This window comes from Marinomonas arctica (genome assembly GCF_003259225.1).
GTDB classification, from domain to species: Bacteria; Pseudomonadota; Gammaproteobacteria; order Pseudomonadales; family Marinomonadaceae; genus Marinomonas; species Marinomonas arctica.
In genome coordinates this window covers 40,495-57,712 of record NZ_QHJF01000013.1, presented here as the reverse complement: position 1 = coordinate 57,712, position 17,218 = coordinate 40,495, and the positions used below count along the sequence as shown (strand labels likewise).

Here is a 17,218-nt window from a genome sequence, read left to right as displayed (position 1 = left end):
CTTTCCGTGGTTAGAATGGTAGCGTGTTGATACCTTTCAATAACAATAAGCAGGATAAAACATGTCTCAAACTTTAACAGGGAAAGTCGCTGTCGTGACGGGGGGCGCATCGGGAATTGGTCTTGCCAGTGCCGAAGCCATGATGGCCGAAGGCGCCCAGGTAGTTATTGTTGACCGAGATGAGTCGGCACTAAAGGCGTTGCAAGACAAACATGGCAGTGCGGTTGTGACCTTAGTGGTGGATTTATTGGATCCTGCCGCGTGCGCTGCCTTGATACCAAACATTTTAGCAAAAACCAACGTCATTGATATTTTTCACGCCAATGCGGGCTTGTATGTGGGCGGAGATCTCGTTGATGCCGAAAACGATGCGATAGATCGGATGCTCAATTTAAACATTAACGTGGTGATGAAAAATGTCCGTGATGTTTTGCCGCATATGATGGAACGAGGCGTGGGCGATATATTAGTCACCAGCTCTTTGGCGGGGCACTATCCGACGCCTTGGGAACCGGTTTATGCGTCATCGAAATGGGCGATGAATTGCTTCGTGCAAACCGTACGTCGTCAAGTGGGTCAACATGGTATTCGTGTTGGCTCGGTATCGCCTGGTCCAGTGATCACGTCTTTATTATCTGATTGGCCAGCAGAGAAACTTGCGGAGGCGAAAGCGAAAGGCAGCTTGATGGATGCCAGCGATGTAGCAGAGGCGTTAATCTTTATGCTCACGCGTCCTCGTCATGTGACGATTCGGGATGTGGTGATGTTGCCGTCGCAATTTGACCTATAACTCGCCATTCGGCTTATGAAACTGATCTAAAAGAAAAAGGGAATGGTCGTCTAACCATTCCCTTTTGCGTTTCTACTAAATCTTATCGTCGGAAAACGTTACAGCTTAACGATCAATTTGCCGGTATTTTTCCCTTCAAATAACAGGTTAATGCCCGTGGTGGCGCTTTCAAGACCTTCAATTACATGGGCACGATATTTTAATTCGCCTTTTCCTAACATAGCACCCAGTGCTTGGCCGTATTCAGGGATGCGATGGAAATGATCCGGCATGGTGAAGCCTTGAATAGACAAGCGGCGTTTGATGATGCCAACCCAGCTTGGCCCAGGGGAGGGTTCAGCGGTTTGGTAGTCAGCAATCAGGCCGCAGACGGCAATACGTCCATGGGCGTTCATGCGTTCAAAAATGGGCCCTTGTGCCGCGCCACCGGTGTTTTCAAAGAAAAGATCAATGCCATTTGGCGTGGTTTGGGTCAGTTGTTCGACAAAATCTGCGTCTTTGTAGTTCAGGGCGTGATCAAAGCCCAGCTCTTTGGTCAACCATTGGCATTTTTCATCTGTGCCTGCGACACCAACCACGGTTAAACCGAGGTTTTTCGCCATTTGACCCACAAGAGAACCGACAGATCCTGCTGCGGCAGTGACGATCAGCGTTTGCCCCGCTTCTGGTTTAAGCACTTCAAACACACCGTGATAGGCGGTAATGCCGGGTAGAGCAATAACAGATAAAATCGCTTCGGCAGGCAATTCTTTTGGAATGACGTTTAAACCATTGCCATCACTAATGGCATATTCTGTTAACCCCATTAGCCCCATGACACGAGCACCAACGGGGAATTTTTCATTATTGGATGCAACCACTTCACCTATGCCACTGGCGCGCATGGTATCGCCTAATTTTACCGGTGGAATGTAGCTGTTTTCATCTGGGCTCATCCAACCACGCATAGCCGGATCTAACGAAAGGTGAGAAAGCTTTACCAAGACTTCGCCTTCTGCTGGGCTTGGGATATCTTGAGTAACAATGTTGAAGACATCTGCAGTGATTTCTAATTCAGGACGCTTTATCAGTTTTACGGAACGGTAAGACATAGCAAATATTCCTCTTAATGTTTCTCTTAATAGTTACATAGAGAGTTTGGGCTGTTTTTATTGATCTAAAGGTTAGGATTGAAGGAGTAAATGTGCAATTGTTCCAATCTTGTTAAGTCTTTGCTTTTATCAAACGGTTGATTATGTCGCATAAGCTGATTAATTGTTGATAAGTGCTGTGTTTATCCTCGGTATTATCGAGCGGCCAACCGCAGTTTAGGCGAAAGCAATCATGGTAGAAGTCATGGGTGCTGAAGCACGCGCCGCTGCGGATGTCGATGCCCTGTTTATTGGCTTCTTTTTCAAGCTGTACCGCATTTAGGCTGGGGATTTGCACCCACAGCACGATCCCGCCTTGTGGGGTGCTGATTTTGGCTTGTTCAGGTAAATGCTCGATCAAACATTGCTGATAAAGGTGGATGTGTTGGTTCAATACCGTACGAATTTTATTCACATGAGAGCGATATTCACCGGTGTTAATAAACTCTGCCATACAAGATTGTATTAGTCCGTTCACACCAAAGCTGGTTAAGGCGTGTTGTTTGATATAAGGCGTTAAATATCGTCCCGGAACACACCAACCAAGTCGCAGTCCTGCCGCTAAGGTTTTTGAAAAAGACCCGCACCAAATCACATAACCTTCCTTGTCCCAATATTTGGCGGGTAGTGTGTGTTGTTTCTGATGGCTTAACTCGAAATACACGTCGTCCTCTATCATCGGCGTGTTGTATTGTGCAGCGAGTCTGGCTAAAGCTTGTTTTTGCTCAACGGGCAGCGTCATGCCGGTTGGGTTCATATTCGAGGTGCTAAACAGAGAGGCTTTAATTAATCCTTGTTGCATTAAGGTTTCTAGATGGTCCAAATCCAAGCCTTTATCACTAACGGGGATTTCAATCACTTTGCGAGATAGGGCGCTGAGCAAATCGAGCAAGCCACTAAAACAGGGCGAACTAATGGCAATGGTGTCACCTTCTTTGGTCACGCTTTCTATCGCCAGTCTTACCGCATCGATACAGCCATTGGTAATGACAAAGTCTGCGGCTGAAAAGGCGAGATTGTGATGACGAAAATGCTCGGCTAGCGCACTTCTTAACCCTTTATCACCTTGTGTCTCTGGATATTGAAACAGATGTTTTTCGGCTCTTTGGGTGACACGTTTAATGCTGCGTTGCAGTGCGATGCTTGGTTGTAATTCTGGCGCAATCATCGAGGTACCGAGCGGACTAAAAAGCGCCGAGGCAGGGTTATAGCCATTTAACGGCGCAAAGCGTTTTGGGTCCCGTTGTTCAATACTTTTGATGTCTAGACTGGGGAATGTCGTGGCTTCGAGTTGATTGGCAACAAAATAACCAGACTGAGGCTGCGCATAAATCCAACCCGTTTGTTGCAGGTAATCATAGGCTTTAGTCGCTGTCGTCATGCTGATTTGATGCTGCTTTGCCATGGTTCGTAACGCTGGCAAACGGCTTCCCGCAGGCAGTCTTTGTGCTTGTATGTCGTCGATATAATGCTGAGCAAGGGTTTCGTAAAGCGCCATAACCTCTCCAAAAGTGTTTCATCTCTCTAGATTGTACTCTTATTTTTATCAAAAATTGAATCTGTGTTCTTTTTGGTTTTCTAGTGATACTAGCGGCAATGTTGAGTCAGTGTGGTGCTTCTTCTCGAAACTAGCGCCTACCTCAAGAATCACCACACTGACTCAACATGAAACACCGTGTTTCTTTTCGAAACTAGCGCCTACCTCATCGAAACACGGTGTTTATTGGAATGTTGCGACATGCATAATTTACTAGAAAATTTAGGAACGAATGATGAAACTACGAGACTTCGGCTTATTGTTTGCCTTGATGGCGCTATGGGGATTGAACTTCAGTGTGATTAAGCTGGGGGTGAGCAGCGTTCATCCTTTGATATTAACCGCATTGCGCTTTAGTTTTGCGGTGTTTCCTTTGATCTTTTTTATTAAGAAGCCAGATGTGCCGTGGCGTTATTTGATCGCTTACGGCTTGTCGTTTGGTGTCGGTGTGTGGGGATTAACGACGTTATCCATTGGTGCTGGCGTTTCGGCGGGCATGGCGTCTTTGCTGTTGGATATGAGTGTGGTCAGTAGTTTGCTGGTGGGGTGGCTGTGCTTAAACGAAACCATGACGCGTAACAAATTGCTTGGCGCTGGATTGGCTTTGCTTGGGCTTATATTGATCATGTACTCCGAAGGTGGATCGGTGACTGGCAAGGGGCTAGTCTTAGTATTAATGGCGTCTGTGTTTTGGAGTATTAATGGCTTGATTGTAAAACGCGCAAACACCAAATCGATTTTTGCATTTAATATCTGGGGAATGGTGTTTGCACCTTTGCCTTTATTGTTGCTGGCGGTTATGTTGGAAGGGACGCAGGTTATTACTGAGCTACCGAATCAATTAACCCAATGGACGCTGTTTTCTGCTTTGTTTCAAGCTTACCCGACGACATTATTGGGCTACTGGTTTTGGAATAAGATGATCATGAAATACTCAGTATCCAGTGTTGCACCAATGACCTTGCTGGTCCCTGTGTTCGGTATTTTAGGAGGTTATTGGTTTTACGATGAAGCAATACAAACGAGTCAAATCATCGCCGCCGTGCTGATTTTATTGGGGTTGTTTGTGGGGCAAATGGCCTTGCCGAGATTTTTATCTGTTAAGCAATATAAGGGAGTTTAATGATGCAAGAAATTAATTATGGTTTGATTTTGATTGCGGCGTTAGTTGCGACGGCAAGTCCTGGGCCTGCAACCTTGGCGATTGCTGGAACATCCATGAATTCTGGTCGACGTAATGGAATTGCTATGGCGTTTGGGATTCTCACAGGGTCTTTTATATGGTCGTTTTCGGCGGCGTTTGGCATGGCCGCTTTGATGTACGCCAATGCTTGGTTGTTTGACTTATTTCGTTATTTTGGCGCCGCCTATTTATTGTTTTTAGCATACAAGTCTTTTAAGTCTGCTTTGTCTCATAAAGAATTAGTGCTGGAAAATACGGCTTCACTTTCGGTGAAGAATGACTATTTACGTGGTTTGGCGATTCACTTAACCAACCCTAAAGTCATCTTGTTTTTTGGTGCACTATATTCAATGGGCGTGCCTAGTACCGTCGGTATAGACGGTCTATTGTCTATTATTTTTTTAGTGGGTATACAGAGTGCGTGTCTTTTCTTTGGCTACGCTATGCTGTTTTCCAACCCAAGCATTCGTCAAGGGTATTTCAAAATGAAACGCGGCTTTGATGTCACCTTCGCGCTGATGTTTGGCGCAGCGGGCATTAAAATATTGTTGAGTAAGTTGGCTCCCTAACTCGTTTTACAATTGGTCTAATGCCGTTCCGATGCGTTGGATCAATCTCCTTACCTCTGGCAGGTAGCGGTCTTCATGATGAGTCACCAACCATTGTTCATGGCTTAATTCTTCAACAATATTTCCAACGCGCTGCAATTGTGACTGAGCGTCACCAATAAAGGTGGGAAGCAGCGCGATGCCTTTGCTTTCAAGAGCCAAATCAAGGCTGTTCCTTGGGGTGTTAACTTCACAGACAATACCGTTGCTACTAATATTGTTGTGAATCCAGCGTGCTGATGGCGTATCAGCCATTACCTTTATATAAAAGTCTGGCGCACTTTTTGTTGCATAAGGCGCGAACTCAACACGGGCTAATTTACGGCATACCAGAGAGTCTTCCTTTGGTCGTTGATTACGGATTCCTATCACTATCTCGCGGTGTGATATGTCGAGTACTTTTTCTGCAGAAACAAAGCGTAGTAGGATGTCTGGCGGTGAACCTGCGAGCATGTCTAGATTCTTAATCAATGAAAGCGTCGTCCAAGTGCCCGCAGAGATTTTAACCAAGGGGCGAGCACTTTGGCTGGTTGGCGTTGTTTGGCGGTGAATCTGATGTTCAACCAAAGTTAGCTCGTCTAATAAAGCTTTGCCTTCTGGTGTTAATTCATAGCCTCGATCATGCCTAATGAACAATTCACGTTCCATGCTCCGCTCTAGCTCATACATTCTTCTGCCCAATGTTGCTGGGCTCCGCTGAGTCGATTTCGCCGCAGCGGAAAGACCACCTTCTCGTGCCACAGCAAGGAAGAGTTTAAGGTCATTCCAGTCTATGTTCTTTTCATTCATGAAAATTCCTTTTCTTTCTGTTTTATTGATGAAAAGAAAATATCTCGTACCCTATGAGTGGGTCAATAACTAACAAGCCAATTGCTGATAAGAAAATTCACCAAGAGGTTAAATGACATAATATTCAATAGCGATAAGGGGGTATGGATATGGAAAACGAAATGGGTAGGGATAAGCCAGAAAAAAAGTATAATGGGGTTAGTCATATACCGTTTTCTCACGCCTCACCATCGATTAAACAACGTGAAGAACAAGCTTTTTATGAGGCCAACAGTGCTGATAGCAGTTTTGTATTTCATAAAATTTTGGGCAGCATTAAGGTGATTTGGAAGACGTTGAAGCGTAAAATTTTTCACTAGCATAGACTGGAATATTTAGGGCTACACGTTAGGTGTTCTGGGCATCTGTGAAAATTAAGAAAGTAGACATCAATGAGGTCAATGTATGCGTTATAACCCCCCCTTTACCATTACTTCTGATATTCTTAATTTGGTCGCTCAAATCAGTGAAAAAATGGGCGTACTTAATGCCAGTGTATTACATTCTTCGCCACAATTACGCAAGCAAAACCGTATTAAAACCATAACAGGTACATTGGCAATTGAAGGCAATACTTTAACCGAAGAGCAGGTCACGGCAATTGTAGATGGTCGCCGGGTGTTGGGTAATGTGCGTGAATTGGCTGAGGTAAAAGGTGCGATTCAAGCTTATGATGCTCTGCCAATGTTTCAACCTGACAATATCGATGATTTACTCATTGCTCATGGTTTGATGATGTCAGATATTTTGGTAAACGCTGGCACGTTTCGTAATAAGGCGGTAGGTATTCATAAAGGGGGTGTGGTGCATCATATAGCCCCACCTGCGCATCAGGTATCGGGTTTGATGGCTGATTTAACCCAGTGGTTAAAACAAGCAAAAGATCATCCGTTAATAACAAGCTGTGTGTTTCATTATGAATTTGAATTTATCCATCCTTTTAGTGATGGTAATGGGCGTATGGGGCGCTTATGGCAAACCTTAATTTTATCCCAATGGCATCCACTGTTTTTGTCGTTACCGCTGGAAAGTGTCATCAAAGACAATCAACAACAATATTACCAAGCGCTTGAACAAGCTGATCAACAAGCGGATAGCACGCCGTTTATTCATTTTATGCTGTCAGTCATTGCTCAAACTTTAGCGCAAAACGCCCCTGTAAGCGCCCCTGTAAACGCCCCTGTAAATATGGCCGAGTGTAAAACGCCTGATGCGATCATCATGTTAATCCAGAAAAATCCAGCGATTACACGTCAACAAATAGCCAATATTGTTGCTAAAGATGTGCGTACTATTAGCAGAGCGATTGCTAAATTGCAGCAAGTGGGTAAGTTAAAAAGGATCGGTTCCGATAAAGCGGGTTATTGGGAGATTCAATAGTCAGCATTAAAGAGCTCACTCTATTTCCCCTTGTTTTGTCTTCTCGTGCAAAGACTTCGCTGTATTTGTTATGATGCACTTTATTTTTCAGAGTGTTTGCTATGTACGATGCTTCTTTGTGGCAACCCAGTGCGGATCTTTCTATCTTGCAAAAACGCGCGCAGTTACTGAAAGCCATTCGCGCTTTTTTTGATGCGCGTGAGGTGATGGAGGTGGACACTCAATGTTTGTCACTGGGTAGTATCACTGATCCACATATTGAAGTGTTAACCAGCAAGACACGCTCCCAAGGCCAAGACCTTACTTATTACCTGCAAACTTCCCCAGAGTTCGCTATGAAACGCTTACTTTGCGCGGGCTCTGGTTCTATTTATCAGTTGGGTAAAGTATTCAGAGCTGAGGAAATCGGCCGCCGCCACAGCATCGAATTTACTATGTTGGAATGGTATCGAGTCGGTTTTGATCATTGGCAGTTGATGGATGAGATCCAAGATCTGCTGTCGGTGTTATTGGACGATGCATCGTTAACGTGTGAACGACTCAGCTATCAAATGGCGTTTTTACGTCACACGGGATTGGATCCTTTCACCGCGACATTGCTCCAGTTACAAACATGCGCTCATGAGCATACGGAATACGGTTTGCAAGAAGAGGATCGCGATACCCTGCTTGAGTTGCTTTTCTCCAGTGTGGTGGAACCCGCTATTGGTAAATATGTCCCTTGTTTTATTCACAGTTATCCTGCTTCTCAGGCGGCGCTGGCTAAAACGCATTTGGATGAAAAAGGCCAGCAAGTCGCGGCCCGTTTTGAGTTGTATTGGCAAGGCATGGAACTGGCAAATGGCTACCATGAATTGACCGATGCCAAAGAGCAAGCAAAACGCTTTGCCGAAGATAAAGCAACACGTCAGGCAATGCGTTTGGCGAACCGACAATTTGACGAACGCTTAATAATCGCGTTAGAAAACGGTTTGCCGGATTGTGCGGGCGTGGCATTAGGCGTAGATCGTTTGTTGATGTTACTGTGCCATAAACACCATATTGCTGAGGTGTTGCCCTTTGCCCATGCTAGGGCTTAATAATGCAGGCACAAAGCGAATTTGATGATAATAAAAATAGGCTTGTTAAGTGAACACATTGAAAGAAAAGTACGGTTTGGATATGAGGTGGTTGTTGTCCTCAAAACAACTTGTTTGGCTCTATGTGTGTGCTTTTCTCGTTGTGGTTCTGCTGATTTGGAAAGGTGGTGAGGCTTTACGGAATCAGCAGATCAAAGCATTACGAATAGACTCTTTTGAACAACTCAATCAGCTTGCGAGTGTGCTGGAAAGTGCCATTGCCAAGTATCAGCATATGCCGACCCTATTGGCCTCGAACGATAGGGTGAAAAAGGCACTACGAGATGGCCTAGAATCGGATATTAATCAGTTAAATCGCGAACTGGAACAGATTAATCGCATCACAGAAGCGTCGGACAGCTATATTTTAAACACTGATGGCTTAACCATTGCGGCATCGAATTACCGAGAGGACGCCAGTTTTGTCGGCGGAAATTTTTCTTTTCGACCCTACTATAAAGACGCTATCCAAGGTAAGCCTGGGCGCTATTATGCGCTTGGTACCACCTCTAACCGTCGTGGTTATTACTTTTCCTACCCTGTTTATGAAGGCAGTTCGATCATTGGTATTGCTGTCGTCAAAGTGGATTTAACGCAGTTTGAAAAACGCTTTGCTAATCAAAATTATGAGTTTCTTTTATTAGACCCCGATAACATAGTGTTTAGTAGTTCTCGACCAAATTGGTTGTATCGAGTGCTGGGCGAATTGTCTCACACTGAGCTACAGCGTATTGCTGAATCCCAACGTTATTTTGGTCAGTCGATTGAAAAGTTAGCGATTGTTTATCAAAAGCCGTTTGATGAAAAATCGCAGATTGTTGATGTATTAGAAAATAGCGCAACCAATGGTGTAGAAGAGCTACAGCGGTTATCGTTTTTACGAATGAGCCGTCCGATTCGATTACTGGATTTTCAGATTTCCATTCTGGCACCATTAAGAATCATCAATGAAGAAATCTCACTCTGGCGAGCGATTTTTGCTGGTGGCGCAACCATCACTGCGTTGCTATTTGGTTTGGCTGTATTGCGCAGACGAATGCTCAGGGAGCGCTCTGACGCCAATGAAATGACACGGCATAATCAGGCCTATATTCGTGAAGTGATTCAAAATACACAAGCGGGTTTGGTGACCTTGGACGAACATCACAAAATAGAATCTTTTAATCCGGCGGTAGAAAGGTTGGTAGGGCGCCCATTAGCACCGCTAGTTGGACAGCCATTAGGTGTGTTGTTCCAACCTGATGAGCAAGACTCTACTGCGTTATCTTCCCACGCGGATTTTTGGGGGGCGGCCAATGATTTGGGTATCAAAGTGCTAACTAGAGAAGGGCATTTATGCTATTCCGATCAAGCGGTTCCCGTTGAAATGACTTTGTGTAAGATGCAACTGCCAAATCGGTTGAGTTATTTGGTCACGTTTCATGATATGACCGAGCGTAAACGGTACGAGCAAGACATTACCCAAGCGCGAATAGAATTAGAAGAGCGTGTAAAAGAGCGTACTGTTGAATTAGAGGGCGCCAATACTCGATTGCGCCATGAGATAGAAGAGCATAAAGGCACGCAACGGGAGCTGATTCAAACCGCGAAATTAGCGGTATTAGGACAATTAAGTGCTGGGTTAAACCATGAGCTGAATCAGCCGTTAACCGCGATTCGAGCTTTTGCGGGGAATGGCTTAAAATTTTTGGATCGTGGGCAGTACGAACAAGCCCATACGAATTTGCAGCACATTAGTCAATTGGGTCACCACATGGGGGATATTATCGCGCGCTTTAAAGTCTTTGCGCGTAAAGGCGATGTTCACCAAGGACCGATTGCCGTGCAAACCGCGATCATGGGGGCATTGAAAATCATGGGGCCACGTTACAAAGAAGTGGGTATTGAGCTGCAGGTGACAGAAGATCAGGGCTTTATTGTCAATGGCGATATGGTCTTTTTGGAACAAGTGCTGGTGAATTTACTCGCCAACGCTGCGGATGCGATTTTAGAGGCATCAGATAATCTAAAATGTGTTTGTATTGAGCAAACCTGCGAGGAAAATCAAGTCGTGATCTGCGTTAAAGACTCTGGTAATGGGCTGAGTGAAGAGGCGATTCGTCATTTATTTGAGCCCTTTTTTACCTCTAAGTCGCTCGGTCTGGGATTAGGTTTGGGGTTGTCGATTAGTCAGCGTATCGTTGAAGCAATGGGTGGGCAAATTAGTGCAAAAAATCGAGACTCTGGCGGTGCAGAATTTTGTGTTAGGCTACCGCGTTTTAATCACCAGTTATCCTAGTCTCTATGTTGAGAGTCTAAAGAGGAATTCTAATGCCGGACAGCAAGCAAGTAATATTAATTGATGATGAGCAAGCGGTTCGCATGGCCATTTCTCAGACATTGCAGCTTGAAGATTTTCAGGTCATGGAGTTTGCATCGGCACAAGGTGTGATTGAAAAACTGTCTTTAGACTGGTCTGGGGTGATTGTTAGCGATATTAACCTGCCGGGTAAAAGTGGTTTGGAGTTGTTCGAAGACGTTAAAAAAATTGATGCCGAGATTCCGTTTATTTTGATCACGGGTCACGGTGATATTAGCATGGCGGTGAGTGCTATTCGTGATGGTGCCTATGATTTTATTGAAAAGCCCTTTTCCAATGAAGATTTCCTTGAGGTGGTGCGTCGCGCTTCAGAAAAACGTCGCCTCACCTTAGAAAACCGTAATTTACGTTTAGAATTGGTGGCGCAAAATGCCCCCGGTCCACGGATTATCGGCAATACACCGGGAATACATCGCTTGCGTCAGGCTTTATTGCATGTCGCTGATACCGGAGCGGATATTCTGATTCAGGGGGAAACGGGTACAGGTAAAGAGTTGGTGGCACGTTATATTCATGAACACAGCTCTCGCCGAGGTCGTACATTCGTGGCGATTAACTGTGGTGCGGTCCCCGACTCTATTATGGAATCTGAACTCTTTGGTCATGAGAAAGGTGCCTTTACCGATGCTAAAGCCCAACGTATTGGTAAACTGGAGCATGCCAATGGCGGCACGCTTTTCTTAGATGAAATTGAAAGCATGCCCATGTCCATGCAAATTCGCTTATTGCGAGTGTTGGAAGAACGGCGCTTAGAACGTTTGGGTTCTAATACCTCAATTGATCTGGATCTGCGTATTCTGGCGGCCACCAAAGTGGACTTGAAACAACTCAGCGAAGGCGGCACTTTTCGTGAGGATTTGTACTATCGGCTCAACGTCGTGCGTGTTGATATTCCGCCGCTACGAGAACGAAAAGACGATATCTCTCTGCTTTGGCAGCACTTTTGTTTGGTAGCGATTGCGCAATATAAGCGTGAGTCGGAACCGCTCTCTGCCGCCCGTATGCACAGTTTGTTAAGTTATGATTGGCCGGGAAATGTGCGGGAGTTACGCAATCTTGCTGAGCGTTATGTGTTGATGGGAGAGGCGGGTTCATTTGAGTTTGATCAAATTATCATTAATGAGAATAATCCAGGCGTGATGACGCTTCCCGAGCAGTTAGAACGTTTTGAGAAAACCCTGTTAGAGCAAGAGTTGCTTCGTCAAAAAGGTTCCATCAAAGACACCATGGACGCACTTGGACTACCGCGAAAAACCCTCTACGATAAAATGCGAAAATACGGTTTAGATAAGGATATTTATAAACAGTAATAGACGCTCTTGTATAGTCGCTATTACCAACACTAATGGGCTTGATGATATTTCTAAGGCCCTTTCTATTCTTGTTGTTATTTCTGGATTACTCTCTTTTTTTTGAAACCGCAGGTGACCTCTTTGGTGCGTGGTTACCTTTATCCGTATGATAATGGGAGCAGGGATTGCTCTTATGCGATTAAAGCCTATGCCAGAGCGTTACTTTCATGGCGTTTTTATATAGTGTTAACACTGGCATTAAGACTGATTTGGCAGTCGATCGTTTTGCTTACGGCGTAACTTCAACGCGATTTGCAAAGGAAGGTAATTATGAGAGAGCGACTCCAAAACTTGGGCCGAGTTAAGCTAGTTGGTGCTATTACTCTTGCTGCTGTGGTTCTGGCAGTGTTAGCAAACTTATTTATATCTTGGCTTTTTGATTTTCAAACGACTTGGTTTGAAGATGTGTTTCGTGCTGCTGTTATTCCTATTTTTTTGGCACCTTTATTGTCTTGGTATTTAGTGGGGATGTTTTATCTGCTGGATTCGTTAGAAAAGGATATGAGTGTATTAGCGAGAATTGACAGTTTAACGTTGCTTTCTAATCGTCGATATTTTTATCAACAAACCAGTGACTGGTTAGCCACTGAGTCTAATCGAAGCAGGGTATATGCTTTTTTTATTCTCGACTTGGATTTTTTTAAAGGTATTAATGATCAGCATGGCCATCTCTGTGGAGACAAAATGCTTGAGCGATTTGGTGTTGTCTTGCAAGAAATAGCACCAAGTCCGAATATTGTTGGTCGTCTTGGTGGTGAGGAGTTTGCTGTGTTTCTCCCAAACGCGAGCCAACAAGAAGCAGAAAATTTAGCGGTTCGCATTTGTCAAACCATGAGGTGTTCAGTAATCGAGTGGGATGGTGAAAAGGTATCCTGTTCCGTTAGTATTGGTGTTTCTATTAACATGAACGGTCAAAAAAGTACTATTGAAAATGCCTTTAAGTACGCAGATCTCGCCCTGTATGAAGCCAAAAAATCAGGGCGAGACTGTTACCGCGTTTACCTTTCTTAGAAAAAGATTCTAATCTCCTAATACCAAGCCTTCCCGTCTTGGGTCGGCGCCGCCGAATAAGGCTTTATCTTCGATAACGATACCCTGTACACCTGAGTTTAGATCTTGTATCGACACCTTAAAGCCCATATCCGTGAGGGATTTTTCTAGGGCGGTAGCTTGGGTGCCTTTTTCAAGATTGAAGGTGCCAAATTGATTGAGTACATTTGGTAATGTAATGGCATCTTGTATGTCCATATCCCATTCAAGGTGTGCGATCAGCGTTTTAGCCACGTAACCAATAATACGAGAACCACCGGGAGAGCCGACTACTAAGTAAGGCTTATCATCTTTCATGACTATGGTTGGTGACATGGAAGAACGAGGGCGCTTGCCTGGCTCTAAGCGATTGGCAATGGGGTAGCCATCTTGATAGGTTTTAAAAGAAAAATCGGTCAATTCGTTGTTTAGCAAAAAACCATTGGCCATCAAATGGGAGCCAAAACCGTTTTCAATGGTGGTGGTGACGGAGACCGCGTTGCCTTCTTTGTCGACGATGGAGATATGACTGGTTGAAGGCAGCTCAAGCGATATGTCGTCTGCTTGTTTGATAGGGTGTCGCCATTCAGGCTCCCCAGCTGACACAGAGGTTAAGGCTTTTCCTGGAGTGATTAACTTGGCTCGTTCAACTAGATAGTCTTTATCCAGTAAACCTTGTGGCATAGGGACAAAGTCCGTATCAGCTATGTAACGGCCACGATCGGCAAAGGCAAGACGAGAAGCATCGCCAATAATCTGCCACGCTTCAGGCGAATTGGCCCCTAATTTAGCAAGATCAAATTGTTCGGTCATCCCCAATATTTGTCCAACCGTTAAGGCACCAGAACTCGGTGGTCCCATGCCACAAATGTCGTATTCCTTATAAGGCAAGCACACAGGGGCGCGTTCTTTGATGCGGTAGCTGGCAAAATCTTTTTCCGATAGTACACCTGGATTGTCGAGTGCACCGCGTACCTTAGAGATAATGTTTTGAGCAATTTGTCCATTATAAAACTCATCGGCACCATAGGTGGCTAAGGTCCGTAAAGTTGTATAGTACTGGGTGTTTTGTAAACGGCTACCGGCTTCGACAGGTGTATCATCGAGATTAAAAAAATACGCTTTGGTTTCAGGATAGCGTGATAGGCGTTCGGCACTTTCTTTGATGGCACCAGCCAAGCGTGGTGAGACAATAAAGCCTTCTTGAGCGAGTTTTTCCGCTGGCGCCAGAAGGTCAGCCCATGGCATTCTTCCATAGCGAGTGTGAAGCTCTCCCATCAGTTTGACTGTACCTGGCGTGCCGACAGAACGACCACCGACAACCGCGTCGTAGAAGGCAAGTGGCTCACCGTTTTCATCTTGAAACAGTTCTGGAGTCGCTTCTTGTGGCGCGGTTTCTCGGCCATCAAAGGTGGTGAGTTTTTTATTAACGGCGTCGTAATACACCACGAAAGCGCCACCGCCTAAACCCGAAGATTGTGGTTCGACTAACCCCAGTACCATTTGTACGGCAACCAGTGCGTCGATGGCAGAGCCTCCTGCTTTTAGCACGTCGTAACCCGCTTTGCTGGCCTCTGGGTTAGCTGTGGCGACCATGAAATCCTTTGCTTGCACGAGCGTCTTTTGTTGAACGCCACTCGCCCCTTCTGGGGCGACTGCATCGGCAGCTTGTCCCGCTGCTAATGCCATTTGTCCGGTAGCGAATAAACTCAGTAAACAGAAATGGGGTAACCAGCGTTTTCTAGGCGTCATAAAAATCCTTATTGATGCAAACATAAATCGTTCACACCATCAAAACAAAAAAACGCCGCTGAGTGAAGTGCTATAAATGCTATGAAGTTGTAAAAAGTGAAGCCATCTCACTTATCATACTATGACTTGCTGCGTTCGATTTCTCTCATTAAGGCACGATAACGTTCGCAGCCATTATGAAGGTGCTTGCGTATTGCTTGCTGTGCGGCCTTGGTATCACGTGCCACGATGGCATCAAGAATGGCTTTATGCTCATTGTTTAGGGTTATTTCCATGGCTGGGTCACGTGGCAGCCCCGCTTCTTCTCTTAATCTAGCACGGGGTATGGTGCGTTTTCCTAACAGCTCTAGAAAGTCGATAAAATGTTGGTTGTTGGTCGCTCTGGCGATCGCAAGATGGAACTCAAAATCCTCTTGTTCTGCGATTTCACCATTTTGAGCTTTTTTCTCATAGGCATCATAGCAACGGTAAAGATCCGCTTCTTGGGCAAGGGAACAACGAGCCACCGCTAATGCAACCGCTTCTACTTCCACAGCAGTCCTGAGTTCTAGAGACTCTATGGTATCCGTAAGGGTCTGGGTACTTTTTTGCAGCAACAGGGTAAGGGCTGCCTTAGGTTGTGCAATAAAGACGCCAATGCCTTGTTTTGCTTCAACTAAGCCCTCTGCTTTCAATGTCGCGATCGCCTCACGAAGGACGGTACGACTGACATTAAACTCAACCATTAGATTTGGTTCGGTGGGTAATTTATCCCCTACTTTCATGCCTTGGGTATGAATGCGACGACGAATTTTTTCAGCCGTTTGTTGCGGTAAGCTTGTTTTGTTTTTTTTGATCGGTGGCATGTTTTGAAGACTCAGTGTCAGTGTTCTGCTGTAGGGCTGAAATTAGGTTGTTGTTAATGTATCACATGCCTTGATGTTGGCTTAATAGGTGATTGCCATGGTTGAGTGAAAAATAGTCTAAAATTCATAGTATGACTGTTGTTTCTTTGATAGCCATTGTGTTACAAATAAATTTGTTAAGTTTATGCGTTTTTTTTGAAAAGCTGTTTCTTAACTATTTGATGGGAAAAATTAAACGTTAGCACTTGGAGATATAACAATGATAATAAAGCTTCACTCTAAAACACTCAGAACGACCTTAGCACTTGTTACTGCTGTTTCTTCTGTCACTTTTTCCGCTCTGGCTCAGGCAGAATGGAAAGGCTGGAATATCCACAACGCCGATTACCCTGTTACGGTAGCCATGGAATCCTTCATCAAAGAAGCCAATAAAGTGACAGATGGTCGTGTTAGTGGTCGTGTCTACAACGGCGGTGTACTAGGAAGTCAGTCTGATTCTATTCAAATGTTGCAAGTTGGCGCGATCCAATTTGCGGGCTTTAACTTAGGGCCAATGGGGGAAGCGGTACCTGAGGTTAACGTGGTGTCTTTGCCCTTCATTTTCAAAAATTTGGATCATATGCATCGTGTCATGGATGGCCCCGTTGGCGATCAATTGAGTGAGGCGATGGCGAAACAAGGCATTATATCTTTGGCCTGGTACGACGGTGGTGCTCGGTCTTTCTACAACACATCTAAGCCGATACAAACGCCAGCGGATATGAAAGGCGAAAAATTCCGTGTTATGAACAATGAATTATATGTTGGCATGGTAGAAGCTTTAGGTGGCAACGCAACCCCTATGGCCTATTCAGAAGTCTATCAATCTTTGAAAACTGGTGTGGTCGATGGTGCTGAAAATAACTGGCCATCGTATGACACGAGTAACCATTTTGAAGTGGCGCCTTATTATTCATTAACCGAGCATTTAATTTTGCCTGAGTGTTTGTGTGTCAACGTAAAAACATGGAATAGTTTGTCTGAAGCCGATCAAGTCGCTGTGAAAAAAGCAGCACGTGACAGTTCCGTATTACAACGTAAGTTATGGGCGGAAGGCGATGCTGAAAGCCGTAAAAAAGTTTTAGCCTCAGGGGTTAAGTTCAACGAAATCCAAGACAAATCTGCTTTCCAAGATGCAATGAAACCCGTTTATGCTAAAGCGGTAAAAGACAATCCCACTCTCAAGAGCTTCATCGAGCAAATTCAAAATACACAGTAATGGCGATTAAAGGCGTGTAAGGCTGACCTTATACGCCTTGCGTTTCTCT

15 protein-coding genes are annotated in these 17,218 nt (G+C 44.8%); 10 read left to right on the top strand and 5 right to left on the bottom strand.

The features are described 5' to 3' along the window. Window positions 1-61: 61 nt before the first annotated feature. Complete coding sequence (locus DK187_RS09340) at window positions 62-790, top strand: SDR family oxidoreductase (protein WP_111607087.1); 729 nt, start codon at window positions 62-64, stop codon at window positions 788-790. Window positions 791-888: 98 nt separating this feature from the next. On the opposite strand, the gene DK187_RS09335 is transcribed toward DK187_RS09340, so the two are convergent. Next, the gene (locus tag DK187_RS09335; RefSeq protein ID WP_111607086.1) at window positions 889-1,881 is read right to left on the bottom strand and encodes an NADP-dependent oxidoreductase; all 993 of its coding nucleotides are present in this window, start codon (window positions 1,879-1,881) and stop codon (window positions 889-891) included. A 112-nt stretch (window positions 1,882-1,993) separates the two neighbouring features. After that, the gene (locus DK187_RS09330; RefSeq protein ID WP_111607085.1) at window positions 1,994-3,418 is read right to left on the bottom strand and encodes an aminotransferase-like domain-containing protein; all 1,425 of its coding nucleotides are present in this window, start codon (window positions 3,416-3,418) and stop codon (window positions 1,994-1,996) included. Between the two features lie 271 nt (window positions 3,419-3,689). On the opposite strand from DK187_RS09330, the gene DK187_RS09325 reads away from it, so the two are divergent. Together DK187_RS09325 and DK187_RS09320 are read left to right on the top strand one after the other, a co-directional pair. Continuing rightward, window positions 3,690-4,580, top strand: coding sequence for an EamA family transporter (locus DK187_RS09325; RefSeq protein WP_223232297.1), 891 nt, complete (start codon window positions 3,690-3,692; stop codon window positions 4,578-4,580). Continuing rightward, complete coding sequence (locus DK187_RS09320; protein ID WP_223232298.1) at window positions 4,580-5,209, top strand: LysE family translocator; 630 nt, start codon at window positions 4,580-4,582, stop codon at window positions 5,207-5,209. The genes DK187_RS09325 and DK187_RS09320 overlap by 1 nt, the downstream gene beginning before the upstream one ends. A gap of 6 nt (window positions 5,210-5,215) precedes the next feature. Here the strand turns inward: DK187_RS09320 and DK187_RS09315 are convergent, their stop codons facing one another. Next, window positions 5,216-6,037, bottom strand: coding sequence for a LysR family transcriptional regulator (locus DK187_RS09315; protein WP_111607082.1), 822 nt, complete (start codon window positions 6,035-6,037; stop codon window positions 5,216-5,218). Window positions 6,038-6,186: 149 nt separating this feature from the next. Between DK187_RS09315 and DK187_RS09310 the strand changes: the two genes are divergently transcribed. From DK187_RS09310 to DK187_RS09285, 6 genes are all read left to right on the top strand, one after another. After that, the gene (locus DK187_RS09310; RefSeq protein WP_111607081.1) at window positions 6,187-6,396 is read left to right on the top strand and encodes a hypothetical protein; all 210 of its coding nucleotides are present in this window, start codon (window positions 6,187-6,189) and stop codon (window positions 6,394-6,396) included. Window positions 6,397-6,481: 85 nt separating this feature from the next. After that, the gene (locus DK187_RS09305; RefSeq protein ID WP_111607080.1) at window positions 6,482-7,456 is read left to right on the top strand and encodes a Fic family protein; all 975 of its coding nucleotides are present in this window, start codon (window positions 6,482-6,484) and stop codon (window positions 7,454-7,456) included. Between the two features lie 101 nt (window positions 7,457-7,557). After that, entirely contained in the window at window positions 7,558-8,535 is a 978-nt protein-coding gene (epmA, locus tag DK187_RS09300; RefSeq protein WP_111607079.1) for an EF-P lysine aminoacylase EpmA, read from the top strand. A 49-nt stretch (window positions 8,536-8,584) separates the two neighbouring features. Next, on the top strand, window positions 8,585-10,852 hold the full coding sequence (locus tag DK187_RS09295) for an ATP-binding protein (protein WP_111607078.1): 2,268 nt from the start codon (window positions 8,585-8,587) through the stop codon (window positions 10,850-10,852). Window positions 10,853-10,884: 32 nt separating this feature from the next. Beyond that, window positions 10,885-12,243, top strand: a complete 1,359-nt coding sequence (locus DK187_RS09290; RefSeq protein WP_111607077.1) for a sigma-54-dependent transcriptional regulator — start codon at window positions 10,885-10,887, stop codon at window positions 12,241-12,243. A 312-nt stretch (window positions 12,244-12,555) separates the two neighbouring features. Then, window positions 12,556-13,296 carry a GGDEF domain-containing protein gene (locus DK187_RS09285; protein WP_111607076.1) on the top strand — a complete coding sequence of 247 codons (741 nt, stop codon included), beginning with the start codon at window positions 12,556-12,558 and terminating at the stop codon, window positions 13,294-13,296. Window positions 13,297-13,305: 9 nt separating this feature from the next. Here DK187_RS09285 and ggt read toward each other — a convergent pair whose 3' ends face one another. Together ggt and DK187_RS09275 are read right to left on the bottom strand one after the other, a co-directional pair. Beyond that, window positions 13,306-15,066 (bottom strand): gamma-glutamyltransferase, encoded by a 1,761-nt coding sequence (gene ggt, locus DK187_RS09280; protein WP_111607075.1) that lies wholly within the window; start codon window positions 15,064-15,066, stop codon window positions 13,306-13,308. A 119-nt stretch (window positions 15,067-15,185) separates the two neighbouring features. Next, window positions 15,186-15,911, bottom strand: coding sequence for a FadR/GntR family transcriptional regulator (locus DK187_RS09275; RefSeq protein ID WP_111607074.1), 726 nt, complete (start codon window positions 15,909-15,911; stop codon window positions 15,186-15,188). Window positions 15,912-16,170: 259 nt separating this feature from the next. Here DK187_RS09275 and DK187_RS09270 point away from each other — a divergent pair, with 259 nt between their 5' ends. Beyond that, window positions 16,171-17,169, top strand: coding sequence for a TRAP transporter substrate-binding protein (locus tag DK187_RS09270; protein WP_111607073.1), 999 nt, complete (start codon window positions 16,171-16,173; stop codon window positions 17,167-17,169). Window positions 17,170-17,218 lie beyond the last annotated feature (49 nt).

What these genes read in the sequence shown, in the direction of transcription:
- DK187_RS09325 (WP_223232297.1), top strand. Translation starts at nt 3,690, where the DNA reads ATGATGAAACTACGAGACTTCGGCTTATTGTTTGCCTTGATGGCGCTA.
- DK187_RS09305 (WP_111607080.1), top strand. Translation starts at nt 6,482, where the DNA reads ATGCGTTATAACCCCCCCTTTACCATTACTTCTGATATTCTTAATTTG.
- DK187_RS09275 (WP_111607074.1), bottom strand. Translation starts at nt 15,911, where the DNA reads ATGCCACCGATCAAAAAAAACAAAACAAGCTTACCGCAACAAACGGCT.
- DK187_RS09270 (WP_111607073.1), top strand. Translation starts at nt 16,171, where the DNA reads ATGATAATAAAGCTTCACTCTAAAACACTCAGAACGACCTTAGCACTT.
- DK187_RS09335 (WP_111607086.1), bottom strand. Translation starts at nt 1,881, where the DNA reads ATGTCTTACCGTTCCGTAAAACTGATAAAGCGTCCTGAATTAGAAATC.
- DK187_RS09315 (WP_111607082.1), bottom strand. Translation starts at nt 6,037, where the DNA reads ATGAATGAAAAGAACATAGACTGGAATGACCTTAAACTCTTCCTTGCT.
- DK187_RS09340 (WP_111607087.1), top strand. Translation starts at nt 62, where the DNA reads ATGTCTCAAACTTTAACAGGGAAAGTCGCTGTCGTGACGGGGGGCGCA.
- DK187_RS09320 (WP_223232298.1), top strand. Translation starts at nt 4,580, where the DNA reads ATGATGCAAGAAATTAATTATGGTTTGATTTTGATTGCGGCGTTAGTT.
- DK187_RS09310 (WP_111607081.1), top strand. Translation starts at nt 6,187, where the DNA reads ATGGAAAACGAAATGGGTAGGGATAAGCCAGAAAAAAAGTATAATGGG.
- ggt (WP_111607075.1), bottom strand. Translation starts at nt 15,066, where the DNA reads ATGACGCCTAGAAAACGCTGGTTACCCCATTTCTGTTTACTGAGTTTA.
- DK187_RS09285 (WP_111607076.1), top strand. Translation starts at nt 12,556, where the DNA reads ATGAGAGAGCGACTCCAAAACTTGGGCCGAGTTAAGCTAGTTGGTGCT.
- DK187_RS09330 (WP_111607085.1), bottom strand. Translation starts at nt 3,418, where the DNA reads ATGGCGCTTTACGAAACCCTTGCTCAGCATTATATCGACGACATACAA.
- epmA (WP_111607079.1), top strand. Translation starts at nt 7,558, where the DNA reads ATGTACGATGCTTCTTTGTGGCAACCCAGTGCGGATCTTTCTATCTTG.
- DK187_RS09290 (WP_111607077.1), top strand. Translation starts at nt 10,885, where the DNA reads ATGCCGGACAGCAAGCAAGTAATATTAATTGATGATGAGCAAGCGGTT.